This window comes from Lactiplantibacillus herbarum (assembly GCF_001039045.1).
Classification (GTDB): domain Bacteria; phylum Bacillota; class Bacilli; order Lactobacillales; family Lactobacillaceae; genus Lactiplantibacillus; species Lactiplantibacillus herbarum.
The window spans coordinates 206427-219117 of sequence record NZ_LFEE01000018.1; the positions used below are offsets into that span (position 1 = coordinate 206427).

The following is a 12691-nucleotide window of genomic DNA, read 5'->3' on the forward strand; positions in this document are numbered from 1 at the left end:
TTTGGTTATGATAATAATAAGAAATGACAGAAGCTAGTGACTAGGAGGTCGTGCTCATGTATAAACGTATTTTAGTTCCATTAGACGGTTCCGATAACTCGTACTACGCGCTAGATCACGCCATTGAATTGGCGAAGGTGTTTGAGTCCAAACTCTACTTGTTAAACGTCATTGACGTTAATCGTTTTGGCATGTACAGTGCGGACGTTTTCACTAGAGCGGTTCCTGACATGATGAGCTTTGATCAGGCCCAGAGTAAGAAGTTATTGGAACGAGCGCAGGAACGCGTTGAGGCTAATCATCTGGAGGCGGAAGTGATTCGTAAAACGGGCGTGCCAAAGGTGACGATTGCCGTGGATGTTCCAGAAGCTCAGAAGATTGATCTGATCGTGATTGGTCGAACGGGAACCAACGCCATCTCACGGTTGTTCTTAGGTTCAACAACGGCCTACGTGGTGCGTAACACGCCAGCGAATGTCACGGTGGTCAATCTGCCGAATGATAACGCAATGGAGCAGGAGCAGGCTAAGGCAGCGAATGAAGCTAGTAATGAATAGGCTCAGATAGTCGTGATCAAGCTACATTTTAAAATAAGACTAAAAAATGACACCATACTGAATTTCAGCATGGTGTCATTTTTGCGATTTCTTAAACTATTGACCTTGTGTCGCGTTGTTTGTAGTAGGTGTTTCTGTTGAAGCAGCTGATGAACTTGCAGCTGAGCTGGAGCTTTCGATCGAGCTACTACTTGCTTCTGAACTACTTGATGATTCAGAAGAAGATGATGAAGAGCTGCTAGATGATTCAGAAGAAGATGATGATTCTGAACTGCTGCTAGATGAAGAACTGCTACTGCTTGAACTGGAAATAATACTGCTAGTACTTGAACTAGTGTTATTCGCACTAGACGTTCCAGAAGAAGCTTCACTACTTGAGAAGAGATGACCAACGACGTAAAGTTCTTCAATCCCGTTACGTTTGGTCGTTCCGACTGAGCTTGGCTTAGTCCAATCTGAGTTAGGCGAGTATTCTTGTAAGTAACTCATCATTTCACGGTAGATATTCTGTGAAACCTTAGTATTGGTGGAGTCGAGATAACCACCGGCTTTTTGTGATTCATCATACCCAGTCCATACTGCGACTGAGTAGTTCTTAGTGTAACCGGCCATCCAAGAATCAACAACGGCATCCGATGGAACGGAAATCTTGGAATCAGAAGAATAGTTATCTGTCCCAGTCTTCCCAGCTTGATAGACACCACTGATTTTAGCGGTTGTAGCTGTCCCGGTTGAACTGTTGATAACACCCTTGAGCATGTCGGTAATCATGTAAGCTGTTGAACGTTTCATAGCCCGAGTGCCAGTACTACTGTAGTCAACGGTTTTTCCATCTTGTGTTTCAACCTTATTGATATAGTAAGGTTTGTGATAAACACCACCGTTGGCAAAGGCCGCATAGGCGCCAGCAACTTGCAGCGTGGAGACATCAGCACCGATGGCATTTGCCGCTGTGACGGTCTTCAGGCCCATGCCCAAACCGTTAGCGAAGCCCTTAGCCTTATTGAGACCAACTGCTTCTAAGGTCTTAATGGCTGGAATATTACGTGACTGAACGAGGGCGGCTCGCATAGTCATGTTACCGAGTGTCTTGTTGTCAAAATCGTGAACGCTGATATTGGTCCCAGCGTATTTATAGCTGGTATCGGCAACGGTCTTATAGGTTGGCCAACTCTTGTATTCAATCGCTGGACCATAATCCAAAATTGGTTTCATTGTCGATGCATTGGAACGGGTTGTTTGAACTGCTCGATTGAGTCCATATGTGACATCGCCAGTTTTACGACCACCAATCATGGCAGAAACTTTCCCGGTGTAGGAATCAACAACGGAGACCCCTAATTGGAACGTTTGCTGCCCATTATTAGGGTAAGTAACGTATTTAGATGTATTGGCAATGTCATATAGACGTTGTTGCGCATTCATATTCAGGTTTGTGTAAACCTTTAAACCACCTGTGTTTGAAGAGTAACCTTTTTTGATTAGGTCAGCACTGACTTCTTTGAGGTAGGCATCCAGAACCTTATTTTTGTTAGCTTTGGCAGCCATACTTGAACGGCCAGCTGAACTTAAACCAGTTTTGACGCTGACGTTCATAGCGGCAGTTTCCTGTGCCTTAGTAATGACTTTATTGTCGTACATCGCTTGAAGTACTAAATTACGACGACTTGTCGCGTAGGTCGGATAGGTTGTTGGGTCATAGTTAGTTGGTGATTGCGGCATCCCAGCTAGTAAAGCTAGTTGACTGAGGTTGAGATCTTTTAACGGCTTGTTGTAGTAGTAGCGTGCGGCAGTGCCCATCCCATAAACGCCGTTACCCATGTATACTTTGTTAATATAGTATTCAAGAATTTGTGCTTTACTGAAGTGTTTTTCAAGGTTAAGGGCTAACCAAGCTTCCTGGGACTTAACTTTAAGATTACGATCTGAAGTGTTCGTGGAGAAGACAGAGAGTTTAACCAACTGCATCGTCAAAGTACTCCCACCTTGCAATCCCAAAGAACTGCCTTTCAGGTTACCTAGAAAGGCGCCAAAAATCCGATAGTAGTCAACACCGTTATGCTTGTAGAAGCGTCGGTCTTCAATGGAAACAACCGCGCTCTTCAATGTAGCAGGAATATTACTAGATTTAACGTATTGCCGGTTACTTGAGTCGAGAGTTGTCACGTATTTGTTGTTAGCATCGTAAACCTTTGTGGCACTTTCACTCTTGAGATCGCCTGCGGAAATCGAAGGGGACGTTTGCGCATAATAGAAGAATAGTCCAAGCCCTGCTAATACTACGATAACAAACAGTGCGACTAATGATAAAATGATGCGTCGTACCCAGTGTTTTTTAGGTGGCTTAGGTTGGCTCTTTTTACGAGCGACCCGTGAGTTCTGTTCATTGTTACTTGCCATGATGTTCTCCTTTAGTGATTTGATGAAGTTTCATCAATGATGTTATCAATCGCATCTAAGTAAGGAATGATCGGATTGATATGGTAGTGTAGCTCCGTAGCCCGTTGTTCAATGTCCACTAATGGAATTGATTTGCGACCACCATCGCTTTGATGATCCCAATAAGTAAATAGGTCGGTAGCTGTTAGTACGAACAAGCGGCCCAAACTCGCAAAGCGAATAACGACGAAGCAGATGCCACCTTGCTGGATACATTGGCGCATATGCTCAATCTGGTGCTCATGAAAGTTCTTCAATGGAAAGGCCGTCTTATTCTTCGTCTCCTTTGCTTCAAAGTCTAAGTATTTGCCACGATAAACACCGTTGTAATCGGTCGTAGAAGCGTGTTTGAAATAGGCTTCACGGATAACAGCGGCGCTGCGGTTAGGGTAGTCGACTTTAACAATCTGGATGGGTGTTGGCTTTTTATGGATAACTGCGATATTCTTTTTAAGATAATAAGTATTACTATCATTGAGTTCTTCTTCCAAGCTCATCCCACGATCGCCAAAGTTAACGTTAGCAAATTTAGAAGTTGGTGATTTTGAATGGCTAGGTTGGCGGTAAACTTTACCGTTTGGGTAGCGAATCGTCACATTGATCAACCTCCTAGTAATGATTCATTTTACCATTAACCACCCGTGAATGTGAAATATCTGTGAGTTTTTACCCATATTTAGTGATTGAAAGGAGACTTTTCTATGAGTCGACTATGGCTTAGTGGTTACCGGGGTTATGAATTAAACGTTTTTAGCGATCAGGATGACAAACTTAAGGTTATTAAGTTTGCGTTAACTAATTATCTAACTAACCAGATTGAAGATGGGATGGACTGGTTGATCACGGGCGGACAGCTTGGTATTGAGCAGTGGGCCGCAGAAGTGGGGCTTGAATTAAAGAAAACCTATCCGGAGTTAAAAGTCGCCATGATGCTGCCATATGGTGAATTTGGTGGGCGCTGGAATGAGACCAATCAGGCGAAGCTGCAAGCATTATTAGCACGGGTCGATTTTCAGGCGCCGGTTAGTAAGCAAGCGTATGAAAATCCACAACAATTAAAAAATTACCAAGATTTCATGGTAACCCATACAGATGCAGCGACTTTAGTGTATGATCCAGATAACCCTGGTAAACCTAGTTATGACTACGATCTGATTCGGTCATTTAGCGAGTCCCATCCGTACCCGTTAACCCTGATCGACTTTGATTGGTTACAAGAAAGTGCCAATGAATATGCAGAAAAACAGAATAATGGTTTTAATTTTGAATAAAGTCTGCTACAATGTTTTAAGTAATGCGGATGCCCAATGGACATTGCGCGAATAACAATGAGGTGTTTTTAAATATGGCTAAACGTAATTTTACTCCAAAAGACATCCTTCAAAAAGAATTCAAACCAAAGATGCGGGGTTATGATCCTGCTGACGTGGATGGGTTCTTGGATAGTGTCATTAAGGACTATGAGTCATTTACTAAAGATAACCAACAACTTTCAGATGAAAATGAACGGTTGCGGGCCAAGGTTGACGAGCTTACTAAGCAAGTCGCTGTTGGTTCAACCAGTCCTTCTTCACAACCAACTAGTTCGGTTACGAATATGGACATTCTGAAACGTTTGTCTAACTTGGAACGTCACGTCTTTGGCGCCCAATTAGATAATGATCAAAATGAATCACACCGTCTATAAACGTGATTCGATGTAAATTCTGGGTAATCGCGGTCGGCTTATGTCGGCTGAGGAAGGTCCATGCTCGCACAAGCTGCGATGCTTGTAGTGTTCGTGCTCGGTGAAAAAATAAGCCGGGGTACCGATTTTATCGGTAACGGCGGGAAAAACGGCTAAGGCTTCGGCTATGCCCGAGTATTCCTGAAAAGTGCCACAGTGACGATACTCGCTTGGAAACGAACGAGTTGGAACGCGGTAAACCCCACGAGCGGGCAACCCAAACTACGGTAGGGGCGCTTCACATATGGAATTGAACTAAATGTGGGGGGAGATTTAATTATCTCGAGATAGATGATTACCGCCTGATCAACAGACCCTGTACTTTGATCAGGTACAAAACATGGCCTACAGGAATTTACATTTAGACAGGAGACTAGGACAAAAGTTCGCTTTTGTCCTAGTTTTTTTATACGAAAAAGTGACGTCCTGTCAAACTATGCTAAACTAGATAATGAATAAAACTCGGTTATTGCCGGGAAGAATATTTAAATAATAATAAGTTGAAATTATCAGGAGGATACTATGCAAGAATTTAATTTAATTGCGACTGCAGCCAGTGGGATCGAAGCACTAGTTGGCCGCGAGTTGCGTGACTTGGGTTACCATGGTCAAACAGAAAATGGTCGGGTACGCTTCAGCGGCACCATCAAGGATATTTTACGAACGAACTTGTGGTTACGGACAGCTGATCGGATCAAGATTATCGTGGGCGAATTTGACGCCTACTCATTCGATGAATTATTCGAAAAGACGTTAGCTTTACCTTGGGATGAATTATTACCAATGGACGCTGAATTCCCAGTTGAAGGTAAGTCACGTAATTCTAAGTTGCACAGTGTTCCTGATGTGCAGTCAATCGTCAAAAAAGCGATTGTTAACCAGTTATCAAGTACTTACCATCGTAGTGGTCACTTACCAGAAACCGGGGCTTTGTTCCCATTAGAAGTTGCGATTAATAAGGACCATGTCATGTTGACGCTTGATACGACCGGTTCAAGTCTGTTCAAACGGGGCTACCGGGTCGAAAAAGGTGGCGCACCATTGAAGGAAAACATGGCGGCTGCTTTAGTGATGCTGGCTAAGTGGTATCCAGATAACCCATTCATCGATCCTGTGTGTGGTTCAGGAACGATTCCAATCGAAGCTGCATTGTTAGCTCGTAATATTGCCCCTGGTTTCAACCGTTCATTTGCGTGCGAGAAGTGGGACTGGGTTCCCGCTGGCTTGAGCCAAGAATTACGTGATGAAGCGGACGGTCTCGCTGATTACGATATGGAATTAGATATCAGTGGCTATGATATTGATGGTAAGATGATCGATATTGCTAAGCTTAATGCTAGCGAAGCCGGCGTATTACATGATATCAACTTCAAACAATTAGCCGTTAAGGACTTTACAACTGATAAGTTGAACGGTGTAATCGTGGCCAACCCACCATACGGGGAACGCTTGAGTGATCGTGATACGGTTCGGATCTTATACCGTCAAATGGGCCAAGTCTACGGCAAGTTACCAAGCTGGAGTAAGTATATCTTAACCAGTGACTTAGAATTTGAAGACTTCTATGGTCAAAAGGCAACCAAGCGTCGTAAGCTTTATAATGGGGCGTTACGGACGGATTACTTCCAATATTGGGGTAAACGGATTCGCCCAGCGCGGGTTGAAAACTAAATAACGATTAGCAAAGGCGTTTAGCTATTTGAGAAGACTCTCATAGCTAAACGCCTTTTTTGTAGAAAAATACTATAATCCTTGTGATTGTTCTTACAGTTAAATGGCTGGTAGTAGCCGAATAATTAATTCAAGTAGTAGTCAAAGAAGTTGGTCACCTTGTCCATTAATGGCACTTTTACCAGGTGCTTAGCCTGATAACCAGTAATGAATGCGGTCTGTTCGGCATATGGTTGATCATGAATACGATCGAAGAAGTCGCGGGATTGTGCATACGGAATACGTTCATCCTGAGTGCCGTGCCAGAATAATAGTGGTCGATGAGCAATTGTCTCAGGATGTCGATTCAGATCATAGTCATCGATCCAATTCGTAATTAGGTTTGTATCCGTTGGGAGATAGCGGTGTTCTTGTGTGGCATACTGGCGAACTAGTTGCGCATACGCATTGAGATCAGGTGTCCCCATAATAATGGTAGCGGCTTTGATCTCTGGATGGTGAGTCAGTAGTGCCCCAGTGGTCATGGCACCCATGGAATAGCCACCGACACCAATCTGATGGTCTTTGATGAGGTGCTGACGCTGATAAGTGTCGACTAGTAGTTCGAATTCAGCTAGATTACCTTGGATGCTAGCCCAAAAGGTTAGCGATGGTAGACTGCTGACAGCTTGTTGGCGTTCACCATGATTAGGAGCGTCTGGTAAGATGACCCGGATGTTTTTCTGAGCTAGTTTGCGGGCCTGGGTTAAGACGAGTTCCTTACTAGAGCGCCAGCCATGATAAAAAATTACTAGTGGTAAGGGGGTGTTTAGTTCGGTGGCTGCAACCACTTCAAGGACGGGAATATCTTGGATGTGGCGCTTGGTTACGTTAATCATCAGCTTAATACTCACTTTATTAAGATTATCATCAATTATAAACCCACTGGAAGTAACCGTAAAATACAACTAACTAATTTGTTACATACAATTGATAGGTAACGTCATATAATGATAAATAAATACATTAATGTGAATAATAAATGGATGACAAACTGGTTATTAAAAAAGGGGATAAGGATAATGGACGATTATCAGATTAAGCAGCAGGAGCAAATCAGACGCTATTTCCAGATGTGGTTAGACCGTGATTTTTTATCATTATCAACGGTATTAGCATCTAATTGTCACTACCAAGAGTGCTATGGACCAGCATATTTGACATTACAAGAGATTCAAAAATGGATTGAACACCAAATGACGGTACAAACGGTTACCGCATGGCCGATTAAGCAGATGTGGGCGGCTAGTGATGAGACTGTCTTTGTAAGCTGGACGTTTACGGCTGTGACAACGGAGACGACTCATTTTGACGGCCTATCCTCGGTTCATTTTAATGCGGCCGGTTTAATTGATGATCTACGTGAGTACCAGTCAAAGGCGGAACACTACTATCCGTATCATACTAAGTGATGGCAAAGGTGCTAAGTTAAATAACCTTCAAAAACAGTAACCAAAGTAATAAATCTTTGATTACTGTTTTTTTATTTGATTGTTGATTAGCAAATAAATAGTAGTTGATAAATTAAAATATAATGATAATATTAAAAATCAATAACACAATTGAGGTGATAACATGCAAAAACCTTTAGCATTGAAGCGTGGTGATCGAATTGCCGTTGTGAGTCTTTCCAGTGGCACTTTGGGCGAAAACGCGGTTCAACATCAGTTGCAACGAGGCTGTGAACGACTAAAAGAACTAGGATTAGTGCCGGTAATGATGCCAAATACGCTGGCCGGTCGCAGTTTTATAACCGTACATCCAGAGTTGCGAGCTGCCGATCTGAAAGCTGCATTTATGGATCCTACTATTAAGGGCGTTATTGCGGCCATTGGTGGTGACGATACTTACCGAACGTTACCATATTTGATGGATGATCCTGAATTTATCACGGCAGTTCGGGAGCATCCTAAACTCTTTACGGGGTACTCTGACACGACAATCAATCACTTAATGTTTTACCAACTGGGATTACAGACCTTTTACGGGCCCAATTTTCTGAGTGACTTGGCGGAATTAGGACCTGAAATGCTGCCGTATACAGCTGCAACCTGGCAACATTACTTCCATAATCCAGTGGTGACAGACTTATTAAGTAGTCCCACTTGGTATGATGAGCGGACGGATTTTAGCCCACAGGCGTTGGATACACCACGACTGGCTCATGAGGAGCGGCGAAGTTATGACGTGTTACGTGGTCATGGCGTTGTACGGGGACGTTTGCTTGGTGGGTGTCTGGATAGCTTTTATGATTTACTAACCACGACCCGTTATCCGGATGAACAGGCTGTTGCACAGAAGTATCAGTTGGTTCCAGCAGCTTCTGATTGGCAAGACAAACTGCTCTTTATTGAAACGAGTGATGAACAACCTGAACCAGACCTATTTCGAACCATGTTACAAAGGTTACGAGCGGTAGGGATTTTACCTAATGTGGCGGCAATCATTGTTGGCAAGCCGCAAAATGAGCATTACTATGATGATTATCGTCAAATACTGATTAGCGAAACGGCTGACCTAGCGCTACCCATTCTTTACAACGTTAACTTCGGGCACGCCTTTCCGCGGACAGCGTTACCGTACAACGCACTGGCGGCAATCGATTTTGATCATGTCACATTGAAGATTACGGAACCTTGGTTTGCTGAGAAAAGTGGTCAGCACTGATTGAACAAGTTATTTGAAGGAGATGGACGATCATGGCGTGGCAAGATAATCGTATCGAAGCAGCAATCAACGGAACTAACCCGATGATACTTAAGGAATTAGTGGGAAGCTTTGTTGCGCTGGGCGACACGCAGTTTTTACCAGGCTACTGTGTACTATTACCGAAACGGTCAGTTGGATCACTGAATGAGCTAACACTTGTTGAGCGGCAACGGTTCTTATTGGATATGACTGTTGTAGGTGATGCCATTATCCAAGTATGTCAGCCAGTACGACTCAATTACGATATCTTGGGGAATACGGATCAGTTTTTACACGCCCACATCTTTCCGCGTTATCAGTGGGAAGATGAGCAACACCGCTCAATGCCGGTTTGGTTGTATAGTCAACGACACTGGACTGATCCGCAATTTTTGTACGAGCCAAGTAAGCATGCGCAACTGCGGAAACAATTGGTAGAGGTCCTCAATAAAATTAAGCAGTAAATCAATTATGGAAGGTGATTATGATGTCAGTTGAAATTCGCCGTTTTCAAGTAGCAGACGCGGTCCCAGCTGCCGAAATGATTAGTCGTACGATACAAATAAGTAACGCGGCCGATTACTCAGCGATTTATATTGCTCAGTTAATAGCACGGATATCACCTAGTTGGTTAGTACAAAAGGCACAGGCAACGCATTTTTACGTAGTTATTGACGGTTCCCGTTTGATTGGCACTGGTGCGATTGGGCCGTATTGGAATCAACCTAATGAATACAGTTTATTTACCATTTTTGTTGATCCTGAGTATCAGGGACGCAAAATCGGCCAACAGATTATTCATACGTTAGAAAATGATGTTTATTTTTGCCAAGCACGGCGAGTTGAAATTCCAGCATCTAAAACTGCGCGTAACTTCTACCTTAAGATGGGCTATCAAGTCAAGAATCATCAGGAGGTTCCAGACGACGAAGGGCTGTACCGACTAGAAAAATGGCATTAAGCATAATGTGAAACAACACCCATCGCATTAGTTCACATTGTAAACAAACTGTAAAATGAATGTCATCAGTTTGTGAAGGTATCTGCACATTTTATCGGTACTATTGGTATCAGTAGCAAAATACATACTGATACAACGATGAAAGGCGGATGATTGTGATCATTAGTAAAAAGTGGCGGTGGTTAGTTCTGTTAGGAAGTTGTGCCGGTCTATTACTGACCGTAAGTGCCAAGGCAGCGGTACCTGACATTTCAGAATGGCAAGGGAAACTGACGAGCACCCAAGTTAGTAGTTTGAAGAGTCAAGCGGACTTTGTTATCAACCGGGTACAATATGGTAGTAGTTATGAGGATTTATATCATACAAATAACGAAAGCTTGTACGTTAAATATGGGATTCCGTTTGGTTCATACGATTATTCAACCTTTACAAGCACGGCTACAGCCAAAGCGGAGGCACAAAAGCTGTATGCACGAGCTAATAAGAATACCAAGTTCTATGTTTTGGATTTTGAAACAACCTCGATGAGCTCCTCGGACGCTAATGCTGCGGTTAAAGCTTGGTATACTGAAATGCGCTCACTGACGAATAAAAAACTGATTTTTTATTCTTATCAATCATTTGCGACGACCTATGCCAATACGGCTCGACAGAGTTTTGATGCCCAATGGATTGCGAACTATTCATATCAACCAACGATTTCATACTCGCTCTGGCAGTATTCTAGTAGCTATTACTTATCTTCATTAGGCCAATATGTTGATAATAGTTTGTATAGTAGTTCATCAGTGACCACGTATCACCCATTAAGTTGGTGGACGTCTGGCACTTCAGCTTCCACGTCAGACTCAACTACGACAACTACACCAGCTGCGACAAGTTATGCATACAGCAGCTACACGTCTGGGCAACACGTGTATTTGAATAGTGGTGCTAGTAAATATTATGATAAGACCACGGTCCCAAGTAGTGCCAAGCAAAAGTATTATAAGGTCACGGCTGTTAAATCAGTAACGACGAGTCGCTCTAAACAATTAGTTTATCTAAGTGGGCTTAATAAGTGGGTATTGGCACAGGATGTAACCGGCTATTGGGTTGGGCAACATGGGGTCTATAAACTGCGAGAAGATAGTACTCTGTTTAAAGATGTTGATCTCACGACTAAGTCTGGGACAACTTTGAAAAAGAATGGTATCTATAGCGGAACGTTAGTTAAACGCGGTAATTTTTATCGGATTAAAATTAATGGTGGCTATATTACAGCCAAAGTTTCGAAGTCAGATCATTGGTATTATGAGTCCTTACCAAGTAGTAAGTGGCTTAAGACGAAGACTGGATTATATACGTACAAGTCCAGCAATTTTGTGAAGTCGAACCGTAACGCTTATCACGCTGCGGGTGACCGAATCAAAGTAACAGCGATCTATTCAAGATCTGGTGGCTCACGTTATTACAGGACAAACAAAGGCAACTATGTCACGGCTAACCGTTCGTTAGTGGTAACGCAATAACAATGTAAAAAGCTCCCGTAATTGGGAGCTTTTTTGCTGCCTTGAAACTTGAATGGCGGATAATTATGAAAAGTGATATAGTTAATTTTAATCAAATTTTAATTATTAGGAGGAGCGACAATGAAAATTGGTTACTACTCAGCGTCAACGCCAATTACGGCTATATCACCGCAGCGTTTTGCCAGAGCCAAACGTTTCTTGAAGGCGCAGGACGTTCAATTAGTTGCGGGTGTTTTGACTAATCAACAGGATCACTACCGTTCTGGATTTATCCAGCAACGCGTTAGTGAATTGAATACATTAATTTATGATGAGACAATTGATGTGATTATGGCTACGATTGGGGGAACTAATACCAATGCGGTACTGCCGTATTTAGATTATGCCTATTTGAATCAGCACCCTAAGACCATTGTGGGTTATTCAGATGCGACGGCGTTACTACTGGCAGTGCAGACTAAAGCACCTAATTGCCGTGTTATTTATGGTCCAGCACTGGTTGCATCGCTGGGCGAATGGTCACCACTAGTGGAAATGACCTGGCGTAATTTTTTAGCTGTTTATCAAACGCCGATGCAGCAGGTGGTAACGGTTGCTGCACCTACAGAGTGGACCGACGAAGCAGCTAATTGGGAAACTTATGATTATCCCAAGCAGATGCAGATTAATGAGTGGCACTATACGACGCAACCAGTATTATCGGGGCGGTTAATCGGTGGTAACTTGAACACCATGTACGGCTTTTTGAAATCACCTTATTTTCCGCAGCTGACGGCTGATGATATTCTTTTTATTGAAGACGCGGAGAAAGATGCAGCCACACTTGAAAAGAACTTTGTGATGCTACAGTTAGCGGGCATATTTAAACAAGTTAAGGGGATTATTTTAGGTAAGCATGCCTTATTCGATGATCAGGGAACTAATCGGCGGCCAATCGATATTTTATTAGAAGTCCTGAATGGTCAGGAGCTACCGATTATTTACGATTATGATAGCTGTCACACGGTACCAATGATCAGCACACCATTAGGAGCACAAGTACGGATTGACGCGGTCGAACAAACGGTGTCATTTAGTGAATTCTAAATTGGTTTTCTAC

The 12691-nt window shown here is 43.0% G+C and carries 13 protein-coding genes and 1 other RNA gene; 11 read left to right on the forward strand and 3 right to left on the reverse strand.

The genetic code is table 11. The features are described from left to right. The first annotated feature begins 56 nt into the window (after nt 1–56). Nucleotides 57–557: a universal stress protein gene (locus ACG95_RS06090; protein WP_047999663.1), complete on the forward strand. Its 501-nt coding sequence runs from the start codon at nt 57–59 to the stop codon at nt 555–557. Nucleotides 558–653: 96 nt separating this feature from the next. Here the strand turns inward: ACG95_RS06090 and ACG95_RS06095 are convergent, their stop codons facing one another. Both ACG95_RS06095 and recU read right to left on the reverse strand, forming a co-directional pair. Then, nucleotides 654–2957, reverse strand: coding sequence for a transglycosylase domain-containing protein (locus tag ACG95_RS06095; protein ID WP_047999664.1), 2304 nt, complete (start codon nt 2955–2957; stop codon nt 654–656). Nucleotides 2958–2968: 11 nt separating this feature from the next. Continuing rightward, nucleotides 2969–3592, reverse strand: coding sequence for a Holliday junction resolvase RecU (gene recU / locus ACG95_RS06100; RefSeq protein WP_047999665.1), 624 nt, complete (start codon nt 3590–3592; stop codon nt 2969–2971). 105 nt (nt 3593–3697) lie between these two features. Here recU and ACG95_RS06105 point away from each other — a divergent pair, with 105 nt between their 5' ends. The 4 genes from ACG95_RS06105 to ACG95_RS06115 all read left to right on the forward strand — a co-directional run bounded on the left by ACG95_RS06105 (nt 3698) and on the right by ACG95_RS06115 (nt 6393). Then, nucleotides 3698–4267 (forward strand): SLOG family protein, encoded by a 570-nt coding sequence (locus ACG95_RS06105; protein WP_047999666.1) that lies wholly within the window; start codon nt 3698–3700, stop codon nt 4265–4267. A 74-nt stretch (nt 4268–4341) separates the two neighbouring features. Next, a complete protein-coding gene (gene gpsB / locus ACG95_RS06110; RefSeq protein WP_047999667.1) occupies nt 4342–4683 on the forward strand; it encodes a cell division regulator GpsB in 342 nt (113 codons plus the stop codon). A 15-nt stretch (nt 4684–4698) separates the two neighbouring features. Continuing rightward, nucleotides 4699–5075: RNase P RNA component class B (gene rnpB, locus ACG95_RS14195), an RNA gene on the forward strand. Between the two features lie 169 nt (nt 5076–5244). Then, entirely contained in the window at nt 5245–6393 is a 1149-nt protein-coding gene (locus ACG95_RS06115) for a THUMP domain-containing class I SAM-dependent RNA methyltransferase (protein ID WP_047999668.1), read from the forward strand. A gap of 125 nt (nt 6394–6518) precedes the next feature. Here the strand turns inward: ACG95_RS06115 and ACG95_RS06120 are convergent, their stop codons facing one another. Beyond that, nucleotides 6519–7271 carry an alpha/beta fold hydrolase gene (locus tag ACG95_RS06120; RefSeq protein ID WP_047999669.1) on the reverse strand — a complete coding sequence of 251 codons (753 nt, stop codon included), beginning with the start codon at nt 7269–7271 and terminating at the stop codon, nt 6519–6521. 183 nt (nt 7272–7454) lie between these two features. Here ACG95_RS06120 and ACG95_RS06125 point away from each other — a divergent pair, with 183 nt between their 5' ends. From ACG95_RS06125 to ACG95_RS06150, 6 genes are all read left to right on the forward strand, one after another. Next, a complete protein-coding gene (locus ACG95_RS06125; protein ID WP_047999670.1) occupies nt 7455–7844 on the forward strand; it encodes a nuclear transport factor 2 family protein in 390 nt (129 codons plus the stop codon). A 163-nt stretch (nt 7845–8007) separates the two neighbouring features. Continuing rightward, nucleotides 8008–9099, forward strand: a complete 1092-nt coding sequence (locus ACG95_RS06130) for a S66 family peptidase (protein ID WP_047999671.1) — start codon at nt 8008–8010, stop codon at nt 9097–9099. A 32-nt stretch (nt 9100–9131) separates the two neighbouring features. After that, complete coding sequence (locus ACG95_RS06135; RefSeq protein ID WP_047999672.1) at nt 9132–9584, forward strand: HIT family protein; 453 nt, start codon at nt 9132–9134, stop codon at nt 9582–9584. Nucleotides 9585–9607: 23 nt separating this feature from the next. Continuing rightward, nucleotides 9608–10081, forward strand: coding sequence for a GNAT family N-acetyltransferase (locus ACG95_RS06140; protein ID WP_047999673.1), 474 nt, complete (start codon nt 9608–9610; stop codon nt 10079–10081). Between the two features lie 155 nt (nt 10082–10236). Further along, nucleotides 10237–11592 carry a GH25 family lysozyme gene (locus ACG95_RS06145; RefSeq protein WP_047999725.1) on the forward strand — a complete coding sequence of 452 codons (1356 nt, stop codon included), beginning with the start codon at nt 10237–10239 and terminating at the stop codon, nt 11590–11592. 120 nt (nt 11593–11712) lie between these two features. Beyond that, complete coding sequence (locus tag ACG95_RS06150) at nt 11713–12678, forward strand: S66 family peptidase (RefSeq protein WP_047999674.1); 966 nt, start codon at nt 11713–11715, stop codon at nt 12676–12678. The last annotated feature ends 13 nt before the right edge of the window (nt 12679–12691 follow it).

Excerpts from the sequence above, each read along its gene's own strand:
- gpsB (WP_047999667.1), top strand. The coding sequence starts at position 4,342 with ATGGCTAAACGTAATTTTACTCCAAAAGACATCCTTCAAAAAGAATTC.
- ACG95_RS06150 (WP_047999674.1), top strand. The coding sequence starts at position 11,713 with ATGAAAATTGGTTACTACTCAGCGTCAACGCCAATTACGGCTATATCA.
- ACG95_RS06140 (WP_047999673.1), top strand. The coding sequence starts at position 9,608 with ATGTCAGTTGAAATTCGCCGTTTTCAAGTAGCAGACGCGGTCCCAGCT.
- ACG95_RS06120 (WP_047999669.1), bottom strand. The coding sequence starts at position 7,271 with ATGATTAACGTAACCAAGCGCCACATCCAAGATATTCCCGTCCTTGAA.
- ACG95_RS06090 (WP_047999663.1), top strand. The coding sequence starts at position 57 with ATGTATAAACGTATTTTAGTTCCATTAGACGGTTCCGATAACTCGTAC.
- ACG95_RS06125 (WP_047999670.1), top strand. The coding sequence starts at position 7,455 with ATGGACGATTATCAGATTAAGCAGCAGGAGCAAATCAGACGCTATTTC.
- ACG95_RS06130 (WP_047999671.1), top strand. The coding sequence starts at position 8,008 with ATGCAAAAACCTTTAGCATTGAAGCGTGGTGATCGAATTGCCGTTGTG.
- ACG95_RS06135 (WP_047999672.1), top strand. The coding sequence starts at position 9,132 with ATGGCGTGGCAAGATAATCGTATCGAAGCAGCAATCAACGGAACTAAC.
- ACG95_RS06105 (WP_047999666.1), top strand. The coding sequence starts at position 3,698 with ATGAGTCGACTATGGCTTAGTGGTTACCGGGGTTATGAATTAAACGTT.
- ACG95_RS06115 (WP_047999668.1), top strand. The coding sequence starts at position 5,245 with ATGCAAGAATTTAATTTAATTGCGACTGCAGCCAGTGGGATCGAAGCA.
- ACG95_RS06095 (WP_047999664.1), bottom strand. The coding sequence starts at position 2,957 with ATGGCAAGTAACAATGAACAGAACTCACGGGTCGCTCGTAAAAAGAGC.